Annotated in this window: 15 protein-coding genes; 6 read left to right on the forward strand and 9 right to left on the reverse strand. The window is 58.2% G+C overall.

Annotated features, from left to right (window positions below):
• Positions 1 to 28: 28 nt before the first annotated feature.
• On the reverse strand, positions 29 to 1,177 hold the full coding sequence (locus tag ACA058_RS17410; protein WP_497635115.1) for a glycerate kinase: 1,149 nt from the start codon (positions 1,175 to 1,177) through the stop codon (positions 29 to 31).
• Between the two features lie 513 nt (positions 1,178 to 1,690).
• Here ACA058_RS17410 and ACA058_RS17415 point away from each other — a divergent pair.
• Together ACA058_RS17415 and rarD are read left to right on the forward strand one after the other, a co-directional pair.
• Positions 1,691 to 2,701: an aldo/keto reductase gene (locus tag ACA058_RS17415; RefSeq protein WP_497635116.1), complete on the forward strand. Its 1,011-nt coding sequence runs from the start codon at positions 1,691 to 1,693 to the stop codon at positions 2,699 to 2,701.
• Positions 2,702 to 2,907: 206 nt separating this feature from the next.
• Positions 2,908 to 3,795 carry an EamA family transporter RarD gene (gene rarD, locus ACA058_RS17420; RefSeq protein ID WP_497635117.1) on the forward strand — a complete coding sequence of 296 codons (888 nt, stop codon included), beginning with the start codon at positions 2,908 to 2,910 and terminating at the stop codon, positions 3,793 to 3,795.
• Positions 3,796 to 3,945: 150 nt separating this feature from the next.
• Here rarD and hppD read toward each other — a convergent pair whose 3' ends face one another.
• Complete coding sequence (gene hppD, locus ACA058_RS17425) at positions 3,946 to 5,022, reverse strand: 4-hydroxyphenylpyruvate dioxygenase (protein ID WP_497635118.1); 1,077 nt, start codon at positions 5,020 to 5,022, stop codon at positions 3,946 to 3,948.
• 457 nt (positions 5,023 to 5,479) lie between these two features.
• Here hppD and ACA058_RS17430 point away from each other — a divergent pair, with 457 nt between their 5' ends.
• Positions 5,480 to 7,012, forward strand: coding sequence for an EAL domain-containing protein (locus ACA058_RS17430; protein ID WP_497635119.1), 1,533 nt, complete (start codon positions 5,480 to 5,482; stop codon positions 7,010 to 7,012).
• Positions 7,013 to 7,250: 238 nt separating this feature from the next.
• Positions 7,251 to 7,613 (forward strand): histone-like nucleoid-structuring protein, MvaT/MvaU family, encoded by a 363-nt coding sequence (locus ACA058_RS17435; RefSeq protein ID WP_008065377.1) that lies wholly within the window; start codon positions 7,251 to 7,253, stop codon positions 7,611 to 7,613.
• Between the two features lie 167 nt (positions 7,614 to 7,780).
• On the opposite strand, the gene ACA058_RS17440 is transcribed toward ACA058_RS17435, so the two are convergent.
• Positions 7,781 to 8,305: a DUF4946 domain-containing protein gene (locus ACA058_RS17440; protein ID WP_497635120.1), complete on the reverse strand. Its 525-nt coding sequence runs from the start codon at positions 8,303 to 8,305 to the stop codon at positions 7,781 to 7,783.
• A gap of 138 nt (positions 8,306 to 8,443) precedes the next feature.
• On the opposite strand from ACA058_RS17440, the gene gloA reads away from it, so the two are divergent.
• Complete coding sequence (gene gloA, locus ACA058_RS17445) at positions 8,444 to 8,995, forward strand: lactoylglutathione lyase (RefSeq protein ID WP_497635121.1); 552 nt, start codon at positions 8,444 to 8,446, stop codon at positions 8,993 to 8,995.
• Between the two features lie 119 nt (positions 8,996 to 9,114).
• On the opposite strand, the gene ahpF is transcribed toward gloA, so the two are convergent.
• From ahpF to ahpC, 3 genes are all read right to left on the reverse strand, one after another.
• Positions 9,115 to 10,677 carry an alkyl hydroperoxide reductase subunit F gene (gene ahpF / locus ACA058_RS17450; protein ID WP_497635122.1) on the reverse strand — a complete coding sequence of 521 codons (1,563 nt, stop codon included), beginning with the start codon at positions 10,675 to 10,677 and terminating at the stop codon, positions 9,115 to 9,117.
• 109 nt (positions 10,678 to 10,786) lie between these two features.
• The gene (gene ltrA / locus ACA058_RS17455; protein WP_497635123.1) at positions 10,787 to 12,208 is read right to left on the reverse strand and encodes a group II intron reverse transcriptase/maturase; all 1,422 of its coding nucleotides are present in this window, start codon (positions 12,206 to 12,208) and stop codon (positions 10,787 to 10,789) included.
• Positions 12,209 to 12,735: 527 nt separating this feature from the next.
• A complete protein-coding gene (ahpC, locus tag ACA058_RS17460) occupies positions 12,736 to 13,299 on the reverse strand; it encodes an alkyl hydroperoxide reductase subunit C (protein WP_007975937.1) in 564 nt (187 codons plus the stop codon).
• A gap of 206 nt (positions 13,300 to 13,505) precedes the next feature.
• Between ahpC and ACA058_RS17465 the strand changes: the two genes are divergently transcribed.
• Positions 13,506 to 14,519: a DNA-binding protein gene (locus ACA058_RS17465; protein ID WP_497635124.1), complete on the forward strand. Its 1,014-nt coding sequence runs from the start codon at positions 13,506 to 13,508 to the stop codon at positions 14,517 to 14,519.
• Here ACA058_RS17465 and gorA read toward each other — a convergent pair.
• From gorA to ACA058_RS17480, 3 genes are all read right to left on the reverse strand, one after another.
• The gene (gene gorA, locus ACA058_RS17470) at positions 14,516 to 15,874 is read right to left on the reverse strand and encodes a glutathione-disulfide reductase (protein ID WP_497635125.1); all 1,359 of its coding nucleotides are present in this window, start codon (positions 15,872 to 15,874) and stop codon (positions 14,516 to 14,518) included. The two genes, ACA058_RS17465 and gorA, sit on opposite strands and share 4 nt — an antisense overlap.
• Positions 15,875 to 15,981: 107 nt before the next feature.
• Positions 15,982 to 17,505, reverse strand: a complete 1,524-nt coding sequence (locus ACA058_RS17475) for an MFS transporter (RefSeq protein WP_497635126.1) — start codon at positions 17,503 to 17,505, stop codon at positions 15,982 to 15,984.
• 1,051 nt (positions 17,506 to 18,556) lie between these two features.
• Positions 18,557 to 19,825 (reverse strand): IS110 family RNA-guided transposase, encoded by a 1,269-nt coding sequence (locus ACA058_RS17480; protein WP_497635127.1) that lies wholly within the window; start codon positions 19,823 to 19,825, stop codon positions 18,557 to 18,559.
• Between the last annotated feature and the right edge of the window lie 422 nt (positions 19,826 to 20,247).

Raw genomic sequence — 20,247 nt, forward strand, 5'->3', positions numbered from 1 at the left:
GACCCTGCTTCGGTGGCTGCGCAAGTTTCTACAGGGGATCGCGTAGAACAGCCATCCGCCAGACCCGCGCTACATCACTTGCTCGCTCACGCAACAGGCGTGGTGCTTCGCTGCAGGCTTGCACCAATGTCATCGGGCCGCTCGTCAGGGCAAACGCGGCGTCGATGCCATGGGCATACAACGCTTGATAGCCCTCGCCCAACGTGCCGGCAATGACGATGACCGGAACGCCGTGTTCACGAGCAATGCGCGCCACACCAAAGGGTGTCTTGCCGCGCAAAGTCTGCGCATCGAAACGACCTTCGCCGGTGATCACCAGATCAGCGCCGGCAACCGCATCGGCCAGGCCCACCAGCTCGGCGACCACTTCAACCCCGGCCTTGAACTGCGCCCCCAGGAACGCCTTGGCGGCAAACCCCAGACCGCCCGCTGCGCCACTGCCGGGCTCTTCGCGCACGTCTTTGTTCAAGACGTTTGCGCAGTGATCGGCAAAGTACGCGAGGGCAAGATCCAGTTGTTCGACCTGAGCAGGCGTTGCGCCTTTTTGCGGGCCGAATATGACCGATGCACCGTGAGGACCGCACAGCGGATTGTTCACGTCGGCGGCAATGTCGAAGCGCACCTCGACCAGGCGTGGGTCGATAGCGCTCAGATCGATGCGGGCCAACTGTGCCAGTGCCAAGCCGCCCGGTGCCAGGATCTGCCCCTGCGCATCCAGCAGCTTGACGCCCAAGGCTTGCATCGCCCCCGCGCCGCCGTCATTGGTCGCACTGCCGCCGATGGCCAGAATGATTCGCTGCGCCCCGGCATCGAGTGCAGTGCGAATCAATTCACCGGTACCGAAGGTGCTGCTGATGCAAGCATCGCGGCGGTCGACCGGGACCAACTGCAAACCGCTGGCCTCGGCCATTTCGATGATCGCGGTGTGGGTGCCGGGCAGCCAGCCCCAGGCTGCATTCACCGTGGCTCCGAGAGGTCCACGCACCGCGGTCCGGCGCAATTGGCCATTGCAGGCCGCCAGCACCGACTCGACCGTCCCTTCCCCGCCGTCGGCCATCGGGCATTTGATCAATTGCGCATCGGGCCAGACGTCTGCCAGACCGAGGGCGATGGCATCGGCGACGCCTTGAGCGCTGAGGCTGTCCTTGAACGAATCGGGGGCGATGACGATTTTCATGCAAATTCTCCAGTTCCAATGCGCTCATGCTGCCAGCCGACAGGAACAATAACGCCGGGCCGCTGCACAAGCGGGCTCAAGAATTATTGTTCATTTCCAAAATCTTATGGTTTCCCTGTAGGAGCTGCCGCAGGCTGCGATCTTTTGACTTTGCTTTTCAAGATCAAAAGATCGCAGCCTGCGGCAGTTCCTACTGGGGGTCGGGTTTTGGTCAGAGAGGTGTGTCGGTTTCGGGGAGAAGCTGTACGCCGAGATAGAGAGCGAGCATCCCGTCCAGCTTCCACAATTGCCCGGTCGACGATGTCCTGGGGCCAGGTCGTGATCGAGTTCGAACATAGTGGTGATCCTTGAAAGCGTGGCGGGATGGTTTGGTCGAGATCTGCGGGCGATCAACGTTACCCTTTGCATCGCAAGAAATCATGATACAGAGAGGCTCCATGTCACAGAGCGTTTGCTCCGCGCTGCAATTCTGGTATTTGATCTAGCCTTTCCCCCCGGTAAAAGGATTTCCTCATGAGCTACCGCACGCTGGGTCACTCGGGCCTGCAGGTTTCCACCCTGACCCTGGGCACCATGATGTTTGGCGAGCAGACCAGTACCGAAGATTCCCTGCGAATCATCGACAAGGCCTGGGACCAGGGCATCAATTTCATCGACACCGCCGACGTCTACACCAATGGCCGTTCCGAAGAGATCGTCGGCGAGGCCATTGCCAGTCGCCGTCAGGAATGGGTGCTGGCCACCAAGGTCGGTTTCGGCCCGGTGGACGGTGTGCCGAACCGCAGCGGCCTCAACCGCGAGCACATCTTCAACGGTATCGAGGCCAGCCTGACGCGCCTGGGTACCGACTATCTGGACATCTATTACCTGCACCGCGAAGACCACAACACGCCGCTGGAGGTCACGGTGTCGGCCATTGGCGACCTGATTCGCCAAGGCAAGATCCGTTACTGGGGCTTGTCGAACTACCGAGGCTGGCGCATTGCCGAGGTGATTCGCGTGGCCGACAAGCTCGGTGTCGACCGGCCGGTGATCAGTCAGCCGCTGTACAACATCGTCAACCGCCAGGCCGAATCCGAACAGATCAGTGCCGCGCAAAATTACGGCCTAGGGGTGGTGCCCTACAGTCCGTTGGCGCGCGGCGTGCTCAGCGGCAAATATGCGCCGGACGTCAAGCCGGACGCCAACAGCCGCGCAGGACGCGCAGACAAACGCATTCTGGAAACCGAATGGCGCGTCGAGTCCCTGCGTATCGCCCAGCGGATTGCGCAATACACCCAGGAACGCGGCGTCGGCATCGTCGAGTTCGCCATCGCCTGGGTGCTGAACAACAGTGCCGTGAGCTCGGCCATTGTCGGCCCGCGCACTGAAGAACAGTGGGATGCCTACATTACAGCGCAGGCGGTGAAGATTAGCGCTGAGGATGAAGCCTTCATCGACTCGCTGGTGACACCGGGGCATGCGTCAACGCCGGGGTTCAATGATGTGAGTCATTTCGTGTCGGGTCGTAAGCCGCGTAACTGAATAAACACAAAACCACTGTAGGAGCGAGCATGCTCGCGATGAGCGAATAGACACCGCGGGCATTCAGGCTCCCCGCGTTATCGTTGACGACCATCGCGAGCATGCTCGCTCCTACAGGGGATCTTTATTGATCGATTGGACAATATTCGACAGTAAAACCACGTATCCTCCGCACCCCGTTTTACGTTCAACCTCGCGAGGACAGCTTGTCAAAAGGTATCGCTTTATCGGTTTCAGCCTCGGTGCTGTTTGCCGTCATGTATTACTACACTTCGTTGCTCAAGCCGTTGAGTGGCGTGGAGATTTTTGGCTGGCGCATGCTGTTGACCGTGCCGTGCATGACCCTGTTCATGCTGGTGTCCGGGGAATGGCGGCGGGTCATCGACCTGCTGCGAAGGATTGGCGCGCAACCGAAGCTGATCGGCGGCCTGATACTGTCATCGGCGTTGCTGGGCGTGCAACTCTGGCTGTTCATGTGGGCCCCGCTCAATGGCTACAGCCTGGATGTGTCCCTGGGCTACTTCCTGTTGCCGCTGGCCATGGTACTGACCGGGCGTATTGCCTACGGTGATCGGCTGTCATACCTGCAAAAAGTCGCGGTGTGCTTCGCCAGCCTGGGTGTGGTCAACGAGCTGTATCAAGTCGGCGGATTCTCCTGGGCGACACTGGTCGTGGTAGTGGGCTATCCACTGTACTTCGTGCTGCGCAAATGGCTGAAGGCCGATAACCTCGGCGGGCTCTGGCTGGACATGACCCTGATGCTGCCGATCGCGTACTGGTTTGTGCACGGTGGCGAGCAAGGCTTCGGTGTCTTCGATCAGCACCCGGCATTGGCGTGGCTGATTCCACTGCTGGGCCTGATCAGCGCTTCGGCGCTGGTGGTCTACATCATCGCCAGTCGCTTGCTGCCGTTCAGTCTGTTCGGGTTATTGAGCTACGTCGAGCCGGTGCTGTTGCTGGGCGTGGCGTTGTTGCTGGGGGAAAGCATCAAGCCCGGTGAATGGCTGACCTATATTCCAATCTGGATGGCAGTACTGGTGTTGGTGTTTGAAGGGTTCAAGCATCTCGTTCGGCAACACCGCAAACCAATGTAGGAGCAAAGCTTGCTCGCGATGGGCGCGCTGCGGTGAACCTGCTGAACCGCGTTATCGGTCATCGCGGGCAAGCCTTGCTCCTACAAGGGCAAAAACGAAGAAGCCCGATCTGCATGGATGCAGATCGGGCTTCTTTACATCTGACTCGGCTTAATCGGTGGACAGCACGCCACGACGCACCTGATCCCGCTCAATCGACTCGAACAGCGCCTTGAAGTTGCCTTCACCGAAACCGTCATCACCCTTGCGCTGGATGAATTCGAAGAACACCGGCCCCATCAGGGTTTCCGAGAAGATCTGCAGCAGCAGGCGTTTGTCGCCCGACTCGGACGAACCGTCCAGCAGAATGCCGCGTGCCTGCAGCTCGCCCACCGGCTCGCCGTGGTTTGGCAGACGGCCTTCGAGCATTTCGTAGTAGGTTTCCGGTGGCGCGGTCATGAAACGCATGCCGATGCTTTTCAGGTGATCCCAGGTCTTGATCAGGTCATCGCTGAGAAACGCAACGTGCTGGATACCCTCGCCGTTGAACTGCATCAGGAATTCTTCGATCTGCCCGGCGCCCTTGGACGATTCTTCGTTCAGCGGGATGCGGATCATGCCGTCCGGCGCGGTCATGGCCTTGGAGGTCAGGCCGGTGTATTCGCCCTTGATGTCGAAGTAGCGGATTTCGCGGAAGTTGAACAGTTTCTCGTAGAAATTCGCCCAGTAGGCCATGCGACCGCGATACACGTTGTGGGTCAGGTGATCGATGATCTTCAGGCCAGCCCCGACCGGGTGACGGTCAACACCGTCCAGGAACACGAAATCGATGTCGTAGATCGAGCTGCCTTCACCGAAACGGTCGATCAGGTACAGCGGCGCACCGCCGATGCCCTTGATCGCCGGCAGGTTCAGCTCCATCGGGCCGGTCTCGATGTGGATAGGCTGGGCGCCGAGTTCCAGGGCACGCTTATAGGCCTTTTGCGAATCCTTGACCCGGAACGCCATGCCGCACACCGACGGACCGTGCTCGGCGGCGAAGTACGAGGCGACGCTGTTGGGTTCGTTGTTGAGGATCAGGTTGATCGCGCCCTGGCGATACAGGTGCACGTCTTTGGAACGGTGGGTCGCGACCTTGGTGAAGCCCATGATCTCGAAGATCGGCTCCAGGGTATTGGGTGTCGGCGATGCGAGCTCGATGAACTCGAAGCCCATCAGGCCCATTGGGTTTTCGTATAAATCTGCCATGGGTGGCGCCTCATCATGCATTTAGAATTAACAGCTGAAATTAACGAGCGTTAGTTGCTAGCAATGCTGAGACCCGTGGGTGGCGCACAGGAGATGCCCCGCACGCTGCGGGCGAGGAAATCACCGTAGATCAATTGGAACCCGAATATCTTCATTGTCGACCTAAGGCTCTGAGGGCGAGGCTTCTGCTGCCAGAAGACGATTATTATTGTATGCGTAACCTGATTCTACACAGCGTAAATCAATTTGTCCGCCTTCTGTATCAAATCCCCTTTTTCCCCCGATGCGCAAGGGGTTTGTTTTACCCCCAATATCCGTTCATCGCCGCACCTGGGATACCATTGAGCGGCGTAACTGCCAAGGGCCAACTATCCTGCCTCTTGCTTGAACCCTTCATGGGAGGCATCACTTCCTGCCAGCAGTTGAGAGCCCGACTTCATCGATACAGGTTTCGCGAATGCCACTGAAAACCAACGTCCACAAGCGCCGCATCAGGGTCGCCGTGACCTTGTTGAGTGGACTGCTGCCAGTCCTGCTGGGTTTTGCCATTCTTTATATGCAGGCTGAACGCGTACTCAGGCAGAGTACCGAACAAACCGCCGAAGAAGCGACTCGCCAGTTTGAACTGATGCTCGACAACACCGCGCAGGCGGCGCGCGAGTTGCTGCCGTTGGCTGGCCAGAGTTGCATTGACGTCAACCTGGCGTTGCGCGAGCAGGTGACACGGCGTCCATTCGTGCGCTCGACCAACCTGCTGTGGGACGACACTATTTATTGCAGTTCCTTGTTCGGTGACTATCACGAAAAAATTGCATCCGCAGACGTTGCCAACGGCCAGTTGTTGTTGATGAAGGGCAACCCGGTGACGCCCGACACCGCGTTGCTGGTTTATCGACTCAGCGACGGCAAACGGGGCGCCATGAGCACGTTGGACGGTTACCACCTGAGTAATCTCTTGCGCCTTATCGGGCGTCAGAAACTGCTGTTGCTGCAAGTAGGGCCTAACTGGTTGTCCGCCGACGGCAGTTTTCACGAGGGCGATCCACCCGGGTTCCCCGTCGCAGAAAACAGGCTGACATCTTCGCGCTATCCCTTCAGCGTGACTGCCGGTTTCCCCGAAGGCGAAGTGTGGCGGTACATGAGCAGTGAATATCCGCCACTGTTCAGCTTGTTGCTGTTCTTCGGTGTGATTTCCGCTTTGATCGGGCATTTCATACAGAAACGTTCATCGTCGCCAACCCTTGAGATGCAGCGCGCACTGATTGCTGCGGAGTTCGTACCGTATTTCCAGCCAGTGGTGCAGGCGCTGAATAAGAAATGCACGGGGGTCGAGGTGCTGATGCGCTGGAACCACCCCAAGGAAGGCCTGGTACGCGCCGATCTGTTCATTCCGTTTGCCGAACACTGCGGACTGATCGTGCCGATGACCCGCTCGATCATGCAACAAACCGCCAGGCTGTTGGCACCGAGGTCGGCGTCCTTTGATGAGCCGTTTCATATCGGCATCAATATTACCGCCGATCATTGCCTGGATCTTGCGCTGGTCGAGGATTGCCGTCAGTTCCTCGGTGCTTTTGCACCCGGCTCCATCCACCTGGTACTGGAGTTGACCGAGCGCAAACTGATCGAGCCCACGGCCATCACCCATCAACTGTTCGAGCAACTGCATGATCTTGGGGTGATGATCGCCATCGACGACTTCGGTACCGGCCACTCGAGCCTCGGTTATCTACGCCAGTTCAACGTGGACTTCCTGAAAATCGACCAGAGCTTTGTCGCCATGATCGGCGTCGATACCCTCTCCAGCCACATTCTGGACAGCATCATCGAGCTGGCGGCCAAGCTCGACCTGGCAATGATTGCAGAAGGTGTGGAAACCCCGGAACAAAGTGACTACCTGACGGCCCACAAAGTGAACTACCTGCAAGGTTATCTGTTTGGCCGACCGATGCCTGCGGCAGACTTCATTAATGCATTAAGTGATCATTAACTAGTGGCCTTTAGCAGCGATTCAACGACACGCCGCACTCCCCAATTTGAATCAAGGTACAACTCTTGTTACATGAAGAAAAAGACATGATTTACTCTTGATCAATTAACTACTACAATTTTTCATGCCTGCGCTAGATTGGCAGGTGAGCCACTTAGCACCGAGTCGCTTCAAGGCTCTTGGCTTATAGCTTTGTTTGCGGTTGGTATCAGCCAAACACACTATTGGAGTAAAGATATTGTCCAGACTCGCTGAATTTCGTGCAGCTGAAAAGGCCCTTCAAGAGCAGCTCAAGCAGCTTGAATCCCTGAAGAACGATGCCGGGCTCAAGAAAGAAATCGAATTCGAAGAAAAGCTCCAGGGGCTGATGAAAACCTACGGCAAGAGCCTGCGCGACATTATCGCCATCCTCGACCCGAACCCGGCAAAATCCGGCCTGCAACAGGCCGCACCAAAAACCCGCCGCGCCCGCGTGGTCAAGGTTTATCAGAACCCGCATACCGGCGAGCTGATTGAAACCAAGGGTGGCAACCATCGTGGGCTGAAGGCCTGGAAGGAACAATACGGTGCAGCCACCGTCGATTCCTGGCTGCGTGGCTAAACCCGCGCACTGAAAAAACAGAGCCCTGCACATGCAGGGCTTTTTTTCATTGATAGCATCTAAATGCAAGCCTGCCCGGTACTTTCCAAGCAACTTTGCGCTTAATCCTTTTGGCTATCTAACACCATCGGCACAAGCATGAAACCGGCGCTCATTGAAGCCTTCAACTAAAGTTTCAAGCCGTTACGTGCTGCCTCTATTTCATTCTGACTGGCCTTATAAGCCTCTGCCTGCCCGGCGTAGGAAAGAACGTAAGCCTTATCGGCATCCACGGCGGCGACCAATGTTTGCGACAGCACATGCCGCCCGTTTTGCGTGATGGTGCAGGTGGTTTCCAGGGCCGGCAAGCGACTCAAGGTGGTCGAGTGAATCCGATTGCAGACACTTTGATAGCCACCCTGGAAAAAGTCTTTCTGCACCGATTTGCGCATCTCCAGCAACACACCTTCCAGGTTCACCTGATGACCGCTTTGTACCCGGGTCATGGTCAGCTCCATCACCATAACCGGCGTGCCTTGCGCATCGTTCTTGACCGCACGCTGGCGACTGACACCGGAGCCAGCGTCGTCCTGGGCAACGACTTCGACCTGCCAGCCTGGCGGCCAGGTAACGACCGGCTCATCGGCGTAGGCCAGGGCCACGACCAAAAGCACGCCACTCAAGATAATCAACGATTTACACAATCGAATCATTGCAATGAACACTCAGCCAGTTAGCCCTGAAGTTTGATCCTCGGCCGGCGGTCAGGCAATAGCAGACGCTTTGGGTTTGGTGATGACGCAACCCATGCGTATCATTGTCGGCAGCCCCATTTACTTTCCGGAGGGCCCATGAGCCTGCACGAACTGAACACCTTCCCCGGCGTGACCGCACAACCTGACACCGCCACCCAGAAATTCGTCTTCAACCACACCATGTTGCGCGTCAAGGACATCACCAAGTCCCTGGACTTCTACACGCGCGTCCTCGGTTTCTCGCTGGTGGAGAAACGCGATTTTCCGGAAGCGCAGTTCAGCCTGTACTTCCTCGCCCTGGTCGACAAGAGCCAGATTCCCGCCGATGCCGCTGCGCGTACGCAGTGGATGAAATCGATCCCCGGCATCCTCGAACTGACCCATAACCACGGCACCGAGAACGATGCGGACTTCGCCTATCACAACGGCAATACTGACCCGCGCGGGTTTGGCCACATCTGCATCTCCGTGCCGGACATCGTCGCCGCGTGCGAGCGCTTCGAAGCGCTGGGCTGCGACTTCCAGAAGCGCCTGAATGACGGCCGCATGAAGAGCCTGGCGTTTATCAAGGACCCGGATGCGTACTGGGTCGAAATCATCCAGCCAGCGCCGTTGCAAGCCCACCACGCGGCCGATGCCCCCCTGTAGGAGCGAGCATGCTCGCGATGGTCGTCAACGATAACGCTGGCTAGCAGGTGCCCCACGGCGCTCTCAGGTTTATCGCGAGCGAGCTCGCTCCTACAGGTTTTGTCTTTTCAGCGTCCTGTTTATGCCGGGACCGAGGTGCGGATCAAGTGGTCGAATGCGCTCAGGGAAGCCTTGGCGCCCTCGCCCACCGCGATCACGATCTGCTTGTACGGCACGGTGGTCACGTCACCGGCAGCGAACACGCCCGGCGTCGATGTTTCGCCACGGGCATCGACGATGATCTCGCCACGCGGTGACAACTCGATGGTGCCTTTGAGCCAATCGGTATTGGGCAACAGACCGATCTGCACGAAGATCCCTTCCAGTTCCACGCTGCGCAATTCGTCGGTCTGGCGATCCTTGTAGCGCAGGCCGTTTACTTTCTGCCCGTCGCCCGTCACTTCAGTGGTTTGCGCACTGGTGAACACGGTCACGTTCGGCAGACTGTGCAATTTGCGCTGCAACACCGCATCGGCACGCAGCTGTACATCGAACTCCAGCAGCGTGACATGGGACACGATACCGGCCAGGTCGATGGCTGCTTCAACACCGGAGTTGCCACCGCCAATCACCGCCACGCGCTTGCCTTTGAACAACGGGCCGTCGCAGTGCGGGCAGTACGCCACGCCTTTGTTGCGGTACTCCTGCTCACCGGGCACGTTCATTTCACGCCACCGCGCACCCGTGGCCAGGATCACGGTCCTGGCTTTGAGTTTCGCGCCGCTGGCGAAGTGCACTTCGTGCAGCTCGCCCGCCTTGCCCGGCAGCAGTTTGTCGGCGCGCTGCAGGTTCATGATGTCCACGTCGTACTGCTTGACGTGTTCTTCCAGTGCGACCGCCAGTTTCGGCCCTTCGGTTTCCTGCACGGAGATGAAGTTTTCGATGGCCATGGTGTCGAGCACCTGCCCACCAAAACGCTCAGCCGCGACACCGGTGCGAATGCCTTTGCGAGCGGCATAGATTGCCGCCGAAGCACCGGCCGGACCACCGCCCACCACTAGCACGTCAAAGGCATCCTTGGCACTGATCTTCTCGGCCTGACGCTCGATGCCGCTGGCGTCGATCCTGGCGAGGATTTCTTCCAGGCCCATGCGCCCCTGGCCGAAGTTAACGCCGTTGAGGTAGAGGCTCGGTACCGCCATGATCTGGCGCTCATCGACTTCTGCCTGGAACAGCGCGCCGTCGATGGCGACGTGGCGGATATTGGGGTTGAGTACCGCCATCAGGTTCAACGCCTGGACCACGTCCGGGCAGTTCTGGCATGACAGCGAGAAATAAGTCTCGAAGTTGAACTCGCCCTTGAGCGAGCGGATCTGTTCGATCACTTCGACACTGGCCTTGGAGGGGTGGCCGCCGACTTGCAGCAAGGCCAGCACCAGGGACGTGAATTCGTGGCCCATCGGGATACCGGCGAAACGCAGGCTGATATCCGCTCCCGGGCGGTTGATCGAGAACGATGGCTTGCGTGCATCATCACCGTTGTCGAGCAAGGTAATCTGGGTGGAAAGACTGGCAACGTCTTTCAGCAGTTCGAGCATTTCCCGGGATTTCGCACCGTCGTCGAGGGATGCAACGATCTCGATCGGCTGGGTGACCCGTTCCAGGTACGACTTCAACTGGGCTTTAAGATTGGTGTCCAACATACGGGCGATTTCCTTTTTGCTAGTTCATTTAGAGCAGGATCGAGTAGGAGGCGGTTTCACAACCGCCGTCCTCTCACGCCACCGTACGTACGGTTCCGTATACGGCGGCTCAAGTTATGCGGCTAAGCCGGTTTATCGTATCCAGTATCGAGACCAGCCCTAGCTGATCCCACAGCTTCTTCGGTAACGCCTGATTCATATGTGACGCCCCCGAGTTCCACCATGGTCCGCGACCATTGAAGGCTGATTTGCAGGCGCGCGCTTCGCTAAGCCCCAAGCGCATCAAGTTGCGCGCCCTCGTAGAGGGCTGCTTCCATTGGCGCCAGATGACGCAGCGAAGTTTATGCCGCACCCACCCGTCCAGCTCCTCAAGGGGGCGCTTGCTCTGACTGAGCTTGAAGTAGCCCGCCCAACCGCGCAGTACGGGGTTAATCCGCTCGATGACGTTCGCCATCTTGTGGCCCCGTGCGCCGCGCAGCAGGTTTCTGAGTCGGTCGCGTAAGCGACCCAGACTCATCGTCGCTACTCTTAACCTCGGTTGTTGATGCCAGCTCATCCCGTAGCCCAAGTAATCACACATCCACGACCCGGCTACTCGGCTCTTTTCCCGATTCAGCGTCAGTTTCAGACGCTGATTCAGGAAACGCTCAACACCAGCCATCACTCGCGCGCCAGCACGAGGACTGCGCACATAAATGTTCGCATCGTCGGCATAGCGCACGAAGCGATGGCCCCGCCGTGTCAGCTCTTGGTCGAGTTCGTTGAGCAGGATGTTCGACAGCAACGGCGAGAGCGGGCCGCCTTGCGGCGTCCCTTCCTGCCGTCGGCTGGCGATCCCGCCCGACATCACGCCGGCCTCTAGATAACGACGGATCAGCCTGAGCACCCGCTTGTCTTCAACCTGACGCTGCACATGGGCCATCAATACATCGTGGTTGACCCGATCGAAGAACTTCTCCAGATCGAGTTCCACACACCAGCGGTGGCCCGCCGCCACATGGGCACGGGCTGTTTCGATGGCTTGGTGGGCGCTTCTGCCCGGACGGAAGCCGTAGCTATAGTCCGAGAACAGCGGGTCAAAGATCGGCGTGAGCTGTTGCAGCAGTGCCTGTTGGATCAGGCGATCCACGACGCTGGGGATACCCAGCTGTCTTGTCCCGCCTTTGGGTTTGGGGATTTCGACGGCGCGTACACCTTGCGGGTGATACTCACCGGCCAGCAACCTGGCCTTGAGGGTTGGCCAATACTGTTCCACGTAGCCCGCCAATTCGTCGACCGTCATGCCATCGGCACCCGGCGCCCCCTCGTTGCTGACCACGCGGTGATACGCACGCTTGAGGTTGGCCGATGCAAGCACCCGCGCCATCAGCGTGTCCGGCTCCGCGTTCGTCCACATCACAGACGTCGCCGATGCCTGCGCACTGCCAGCCGTCGCCCGCGGATTCTGTCCGGAACTAGGGGTCACAGTTCTCCCTCGGAGAAATTTCTGCTTTTCGACATTCGACGAGACTCTGACGCCTACTGGCGGCATAACCTGTTCGGCCCTTGGTGGCAGGGTTATTTGCCACTTACTACGGCCTCGGCTGACTTCTGCACGTTCATCCCGTCGCCTCTCGACGCTCGGTAGCACAGTGGCAAACGTGCAGATCTCCCAGGGTAATTCGCGCGACCTTCCTGCTTATGCCTGTCGGATCTACGTCACAGCGTTCCGTGCAAGTATTGGGCTTTGGCAATTATGGCTACCTTACCCCGCTGCACCGCCTAATCCGCTTCCTGTTCGTCAGGCCAGCATTTTGCCCCGGGCTTCCTTCAGATTCGCAGTCGCCTGCGACACCCTTGCCTTCGGCTAACACTTCCCCTTGCCGGGTGTGTAGAGGACTTTCACCTCCAAGTCACCAGCGTGACCACCACAGCCAAACTGGTTGCGCTTGCGCGCAACGCGCCATGCCTGGCGCACCATAAAAAAACGCCCGAGCGGATGTCGCCCGGGCGTTTTTATTGGGCGGTGCAGCTTACTGAGTAGGTGCGGCGCTGCGCCCTGATGGAGCGCTCACAGACTTAGATCTTGCCCACCAGGTCCAGGGACGGCGCCAGAGTGGCCTCGCCTTCTTTCCACTTGGCTGGGCAAACTTGACCTGGGTGTGCAGCGACGTACTGGGCAGCCTTGATTTTGCGCAGCAGCTCGGAAGCGTCGCGGCCAACGCCGCCGTCGTTCAGTTCAACGATTTTGATCTGGCCTTCAGGGTTGATCACGAAGGTGCCACGGTCAGCCAGGCCAGCTTCTTCGATCAGCACGTCGAAGTTGCGGGAGATGGCGTGGGTCGGGTCGCCGATCATGGTGTACTGGATCTTGCCGATAGCTGGCGAAGTGTTGTGCCAGGCAGCGTGGGCGAAGTGGGTGTCGGTGGAAACGCTGTAGATCTCGACGCCCAGCTTCTGGAATGCGTCGTAGTTGTCAGCCAGGTCTTCCAGCTCAGTCGGGCAGACGAAGGTGAAGTCGGCCGGGTAGAAGAACACCACAGACCACTTGCCTTTCAAGTCGGCGTCCGAGACTTTTACGAAGTCGCCATTTTTGAATGCGTCAGCTTTGAACGGTTTAACTTGGCTGTTGATGATAGGCATCGTTGACTCTCCGTCAGGGGTTAAGAAGTTGATGGAGAGAACTTTACCCACTCGACGGACGGTTGGCTCATTGGCAAACCTCATGTCGCTGATTGGCTTTCGCTATTAGCCAACAGTATTAATAGAAGAAAACCGAATTTACCTCCGCGAATGATACAATTGGATTTTCGTGGTACGTACCACACAGCAAAATCCTAGGAGATTCCATGGCCCGTGGCGGCGTGAATAAACAAGTGGTGCAAGCGGCGCGATTGGCGATCCTTGCCCGGGGCGAAAACCCAAGCATTGATGCCGTACGAATCGAAATGGGCAATACCGGCTCGAAAACCACGATCCATCGCTATATGAAGGAGCTCGATGACAGCACCCCGGGCGCTGACGAGGCACCGTCCGAGCCGATCGACGACGAGTTGCTGGCACTGGTAACGCGCCTGGCGCAGCGGCTCAAAGAGCAGGCGCAGGAACCCGTTGACCAGGCCCGCGAGCAGTATGAGCAACAACGCAAGGCACTGGAAGCGCAGTTGCATCAAGCCGAGCAAGCCAATACGCAACTGCAACAGCACTACGAACTGCAGAGCCTGGCACTGACCCAGGAATCCGAGGCGCTGCAAAGCACGCGCTCACTGCTGCAGGGCGAACAAACCCGCAATGCCGCGCTGAGTCAGGCACTGGCTGATTTCGAACTGCGCCTGCAAGACAAGGACGAACAGATTCGCTCGCTCGAAGAGAAACACCTGCACAGCCGCGACGCCCTGGAGCACTACCGCAACGCGGTCAAGGAGCAGCGCGAGCAAGAGCAAAGCCGCCACGAAGGTCAGGTGCAGCAACTGCAGATGGAGGTGCGCCAGGCACAACAAAGCGCCTTGGTACGCCAGGACGAAATCACCCAGCTGCACCGCGACAACGAACGCCTGCTGACGGAGAATCGCGGCACACTGCGCGAGCTGAGTCTGTTGCAAGAGCAGCTCAAGCAAAGCAATACCCGCCAGGATCAACTGCTCGACCAGACTACCCGAGTCGACAGCGAACGCACCCTTCTCCAGGAACGCCTGCGTGTGGCCATGCTGGAAAGCCAGGCACTCAAACAGAGCGTCGATGAGCAGGCGCAGGTCAACAAGTCACTGGAAATCGAACTGCTGAAAACCCAGGCAGAACTGGAACAAAGCGTACGCCTGGCCGCTGCCATTGCAGCAGCGCCAGACGTCGCCAGGGACGCTTAACCGGCGACCGGTGTACGCAGGGTGACGAACTCTTCGGCGGCCGTCGGGTGCACGCCGATGGTTTCGTCGAAGTGGCGCTTGGTGGCTCCGGCCTTCAAGGCGATGGCCAGGCCCTGGACGATTTCGCCAGCCTCCGGACCGACCATGTGGCAGCCCAGCACTTTGTCGGTCTGGGCGTCCACCACCAGCTTCATCAGCGTGCGCTCCTGGCATTCGGTCAGGGTCAGCTTCATCGGCCGGAAGCGGCTTTCGAAAATCTGCACCTCGTGGCCGGCTTCGCGAGCTTCCTCCTCGGTCAGGCCGACAGTGCCGATATTGGGCAGGCTGAACACCGCCGTCGGGATCATCTTGTAATCCACCGGGCGATACTGCTCAGGCTTGAACAAGCGTCGTGCCACCGCCATGCCTTCGGCCAGCGCCACCGGCGTCAGCTGCACCCGGCCGATCACATCGCCCAGAGCGAGGATCGAAGGCTCGGCCGTCTGGTACAGGTCATCCACCTCGACGAAGCCTTTCTTGTCGAGCTTCACCCGTGTGTTTTCCAGCCCGAGGTTGTCCAGCATCGGACGCCGACCGGTGGCGTAGAACACGCAATCGGCCTCCAGCTGACGGCCATCCTTGAGTGTCACTTTCAGGCTGCCATCGGCTTGCTTGTCGATACGTTCGATGTCGGCATTGAACTGCAAATCCATGCCGCGCTTGGTCAGCTCTTCCTGCAAATGCTTGCGCACGGAACCGTCGAAGCCACGCAGGAACAGCTCACCGCGATACAGCAGCGTGGTCTGGGCGCCCAGGCCATGGAAGATTCCGGCGAATTCGACGGCGATGTAGCCACCACCTACCACCAGCACACGCTTGGGCAGCTCCTTGAGGAAGAAGGCCTGGTTGGAACTGATCGCGTGCTCGTGTCCAGGAATCTGCGGAATCTGCGGCCAGCCACCGGTGGCGATCAGGATATTCTTGGCGCTGTGGCGCTCGCCGTTGATCTCGATGGTATGCGGATCGAGGATCTTGGCGTGGCCTTCGTGCAGCGTCACGCCACTGTTGACCAGCAGGTTGCGGTAAATGCCGTTGAGGCGATTGATTTCGCGATCCTTGTTGGCGATCAGCGTCGGCCAGTCGAACTGCGCCTCATCCAAGCTCCAGCCGAACCCCGATGCCTGCTCGAAGTCTTCGGCGAAATGCGCACCGTAGACCAGCAATTTTTTCGGCACACAGCCGACGTTCACACAGGTGCCACCCAGATAGCGGCTCTCGGCCACCGCCACTTTCGCGCCGAAACCGGCCGCAAACCGGGCCGCCCGCACACCGCCAGAACCGGCGCCAATCACATAAAGGTCAAAATCGTAGGCCATTTTCAATCTCCTCGGCAGGCGAATAGCATACCTGCGGACGGCCGCTGAGCAAGCGTTGTGCTGAAATGCCCGGGCCGTTCGATGCGCGGCCCATTCTTCGCTTTCTATCAATACCCCTCTGCAGGTTGCGTTGTCGGTGTCCGCAGAGTGCGCCAAGCAATCAAAATGGCCATGAGTGCCAAGCCGAAGGTCACCCACGAAACCAAACCGATTCCACCTTCGAATGCCCTTCCTGCCTGCGCCATCAATTCCCTTGCTTGATCACCCGACAAGTCTGCCGCCACATGATAGGCGCCAGACAGCGTCTCGCTTGCCAGCATCATCTGCACTTCGCTCAGGAACCCCGGAAGCTGCAATGCATCGCGATAGTAGGCGGTGACGACACCGCCGAGCACTGTCGTCCCCAAAACCACGCCCACTTCATAGGCCGTTTCGCTAATGGCCGACGCGGCGCCCGCCTTTGCCGGTGGTGCAGCTGACAAAATCACATCATTGGACACCGTTGCGATCGCGCCCACGCCAATGTTCAGCAAGGCGAAAGCCACCACTAGTACGGTCAGGCTACTGCCCATGCTGGCAACCAGCAAAAACGCCGCGCCAGCAAACGCCATCAAAATTGGTATCAGCACATGCACCTGCATTCGCTGCGCGACAGGCACGACCGCCATCCCCACGACAATCGCCATGACCTGACCAGGAACCAGCGCGAGACTGGCACTCAAGGGCGACATCTGAAGTACGATCTGCAGGAACTGAGTGGTAAAGAATACGAAGCCGACGAGAAACGCGAGACTCATCAAATTGATCGCGACAGAGCCGCTAAAGGTGCCACTGCGGAACAGACTCAGGTCCATCAACGGCATTGGCAGACTTAACTGTCGACGCACAAACATCCAGCCCGCTACTGCGCCTACTGCAAATGCGGTCAGCGCCATCCAGTCGATGCCATTACTGGCGCTGTGTTTGATGCCATAAACAATGGCACCAAGGGCTACCATCGATTGCAGGATGCTTATCGGATCCAACGGTCCAGAAGTATCTCGCTCGGATTCTGGCAACAACAGTGGCCCCAACACCAGCAATGGCACCAACACGGGCACCGCCAACAGGAAAATCGACCCCCAACTGAAAAATTCCAGCAACACCCCCCCCACCAAAGGACCGAGTGCCGAGCCGACCGTCAACGTCGTTGCCCAGATCGCGACTGCCAGTCTGCGTTCCTCTCGGTCCTCGAACACCGAACGTATCAACGCCAACGTTGAGGGCATCAGCATTGCACCGAAAACGCCCATACAAGCTCGCCCGGCAATCAGTTGCGTGGCGGTATCGGCATACGCGGTTAGCACCGACACAATCGCAAAACCTAAAGACCCGGCCAGCAACAACTTACGATGACCGACTCGATCCCCCAGACTACCCATCGACACCAGCAACCCCGCCAATACCAGCGAATAAGCATCGATCATCCACAACTGCTGGCTAGCACTCGGACGCAGGGCCTCGGCAATCTTTGGCAGCGCAAATCCAAGCACTGTATTGTCAACTGTCACAAGCAATACAGGCAGCATTAGTACGCATAGGCCGAGCCACCGCGTTGTTCGGCGTTGCGCCGCGCCACTTGCTAAAGCCATTCACAAACCTCCTTGCAATCATAAAAACCGGGGGATTTTCAGCACCACGATTCGATCCCTACGTGTCATCGCGGGAATACATCTATCGAACGTGCGCGCTCATAATCCCAGTTAAAACGAACGTGAGTAACAAGCAGCAAACGTCATTTACCTGCCTCTATCTGCAAATCAGAATTTTCTCTCGATAAACCGGGCAATGGATGTAAGCCTGTACCTACTTTCTCGTTCGGTGTGGGAGCCAGCGTTGCGGCGATCCGACTTGCTGGCGCAGGCGTCCTGGGGTGTTACGTGGGACTTTCAGGCCCCATCGCCAGCAAGCCGGCTCCTACAGGGGAGAAAGCGTACGGCTCCCGATCAGGCCGGCCGGTAGACCGCCTCGCTTTGGCTTTTGATTTGGCTTTTGATTTTCTTGCCGCCTCACGCCCTGAGCCTATCCGTCAACCTGTGACGACCGCCATCGGCGCCTCTACCAAAGTTGATCCATGCCGCGTCGAAGCCTCTGGGAGATTGTTGTCTGAGTACATATCCATTGCTGCGGTAACGGCCACCTATGGTTTCGCCCTTACGGCGACTCACTTTTCCAAACGCCGAAAAGTAAGCAAAAGGCTCTTGCCCCACCACTCGGTGCCTCGCTGTGGCTCGGCATGCCCTCACTCCGGCATTGCTCCGTGGGTCGCCGCGATGGGCCATCCATGGCCCAGCGCGGCTAAACCGGCGTCCTGCCGGTTTACCCACTGCGCAATGCCTGCGTTCGGCCATCGTGGTTTAACGGGGCGCCCAGATCTAAAGCCAAAGCGAGGCGGCCTGACAGCCGACCTAACTTTTGTAGATACCCCCAATCCCCTGTGGGAGCGAGTTTGCTCGCGATGGACGTCAACGATAACGCGCCCTGTCTGGATGAACGCGTTGTCTGGATGTTCATCGCGAGCAGGCTCGCCCCTACAATGGGATCGCGGACAGACCTGTAATCAGGTCGGCTTTCAGGCCGCCTCGCTTTTGCCGTTGCTTTGGCTTTTGATTTTCTTGCCCCCTCACGCCCTGAGCCTGTCCGTCAACCTGTGACTACCTCCATCGGCGCCTCTACCAACGTTGATCCGCGCCGCGTTAAAGCCTGCAAGTAAGCCATTTCGTCATAGACGGTGCCGTTTTTCCAGCAGCGATAGACGATTCTGATCCACTTGAAAGCAAGTGCTCTCAGGGTCGCCTGGTATGAGCAGCCTTTAGCCCGCTGCTGCCGATAATAAGCCTCGGCCCACGTTGATTGAGTGATGCTGTGAGCGGCCCATTCGACAAAGGTCTGACGCAAGAAGGTTGAGCATTGGTAGCGCCAATACACGACTTTCTTCTTTCCGCTACGCTCGGTAACGGGTGCGATTCCGGCATATCGCTGCATCGCATTGGCGTCGCTAAATCGATCACGCTGTTCACCAAAAGCCACCATCAGGCGCGGCGCAAGATGTTGGCCGGCGCCAGGGAGTGCCTTAAAGATCGGGTAATCGGCCAAGGTGCTGGCCGTTTCTTCGATCTCGCGATCAAAATCCTTGATGGTGGAAAGGAGCCCTTTAAGTTGCGACGCCAAGGCTGTTGCGTACAACTGCGAAGGACGTATTACCCCCGGGTCCTGTGTCAAAGGCATCGCTTGGGTGATGATTTCCCAGCGCGTTTGATTGAGTTGAGCGTGACGAGCGTTGTGCTCATTAAAGAACTTGAGAAAAGTACTCTGGCGAGAACGCTTGATGTGCTCAAGCGTGGGCCAGCGCATCAGAAAGTCACAGAACACCACGGTGTCATGACTGCTAAACAGCTCCAGGGCCAATGGATAATACTGTTTGAGCGTACAGATCAAGCGGTTGCTGACCTTCACTCGCTCATCAACCAGTGCACGTCGATGTTCTGTCAGGCTGGCCAAAATACGCATGGCCGGGCTTTGCGGCATCAGCTGCGCAAACCGTTGGGGATAGGTGAGCAACAACTCAAGCGCCCATTGAGCATCGGTCGGATCATCCTTGGCACCGCTGCGGACAAAGGTTTTACGGTGTTTGGCCAAGGTGCTCGGATTGATTGGAAACAGGCAAAAGAACTCGTACTTTTGCAGGGCCGCCACCAACGGGCCCTTGTTGAGCTCAAGAGCAATCGCGATCGGAGCGCCGTAGCGCTCAAACAACGATTTCGCCCAACGATCAATCGATTGGGGTGTGTGGTCGATGACAGAGAAGTGCCGCCGGGTTTCCCCCGCGACCTGCAAACACACGTCATGCTTGGTATCTGCCCAATCTATTCCGACATAAGCAGTGAATTTCTGAGACAGGAGCGTTTGCATCAACAACCTCCACAGGCGCTAAAGTACATGCAGGAACATGCATGCTTACGTCCAGCGAAAGCGATATAGAGAGCCGTGTCGGGCTTTCCCTGAGTATTCGTTAGAGGGCGCAAGCGCACCTGTGGGCTCGAAGGTGAGGAGGTAATCATCGCGTGCTTGAGAGGCATATTCGTAGCCCACAGGTGCATGCTCCTTCCCTTGATTAAAACTGACTTCCAGACACCGAAGTATGGAAGAGGAAAGGAACGGACAACCTATATCGAGAGGCCGAGTGGAGGTTCTGCGCAGTGGGCAAACCGGCATGGATGCCGGGTTAGCCGCGCTGGGCCAAGGATGGCCCATCGCGGCGGGCCCTGTAGGAGCGAGCATGCTCGCGAAAAACCTGAGAGCACCACGGGGAGTCAGGCTCCCCGCGTCATCGT

This window comes from Pseudomonas sp. LBUM1649 (genome assembly GCF_059716155.1).

Bases quoted from the DNA above. Each gene is read 5' to 3' on its own strand.
- ACA058_RS17465 (WP_497635124.1), top strand. From the start codon at position 13,506: ATGGCCCGTGGCGGCGTGAATAAACAAGTGGTGCAAGCGGCGCGATTG.
- ltrA (WP_497635123.1), bottom strand. From the start codon at position 12,208: ATGCCGCCAGTAGGCGTCAGAGTCTCGTCGAATGTCGAAAAGCAGAAA.
- ACA058_RS17440 (WP_497635120.1), bottom strand. From the start codon at position 8,305: ATGATTCGATTGTGTAAATCGTTGATTATCTTGAGTGGCGTGCTTTTG.
- ACA058_RS17415 (WP_497635116.1), top strand. From the start codon at position 1,691: ATGAGCTACCGCACGCTGGGTCACTCGGGCCTGCAGGTTTCCACCCTG.
- ACA058_RS17480 (WP_497635127.1), bottom strand. From the start codon at position 19,825: ATGCAAACGCTCCTGTCTCAGAAATTCACTGCTTATGTCGGAATAGAT.
- ahpF (WP_497635122.1), bottom strand. From the start codon at position 10,677: ATGTTGGACACCAATCTTAAAGCCCAGTTGAAGTCGTACCTGGAACGG.
- gloA (WP_497635121.1), top strand. From the start codon at position 8,444: ATGAGCCTGCACGAACTGAACACCTTCCCCGGCGTGACCGCACAACCT.
- ahpC (WP_007975937.1), bottom strand. From the start codon at position 13,299: ATGCCTATCATCAACAGCCAAGTTAAACCGTTCAAAGCTGACGCATTC.
- gorA (WP_497635125.1), bottom strand. From the start codon at position 15,874: ATGGCCTACGATTTTGACCTTTATGTGATTGGCGCCGGTTCTGGCGGT.
- hppD (WP_497635118.1), bottom strand. From the start codon at position 5,022: ATGGCAGATTTATACGAAAACCCAATGGGCCTGATGGGCTTCGAGTTC.
- ACA058_RS17410 (WP_497635115.1), bottom strand. From the start codon at position 1,177: ATGAAAATCGTCATCGCCCCCGATTCGTTCAAGGACAGCCTCAGCGCT.
- ACA058_RS17430 (WP_497635119.1), top strand. From the start codon at position 5,480: ATGCCACTGAAAACCAACGTCCACAAGCGCCGCATCAGGGTCGCCGTG.
- ACA058_RS17475 (WP_497635126.1), bottom strand. From the start codon at position 17,505: ATGGCTTTAGCAAGTGGCGCGGCGCAACGCCGAACAACGCGGTGGCTC.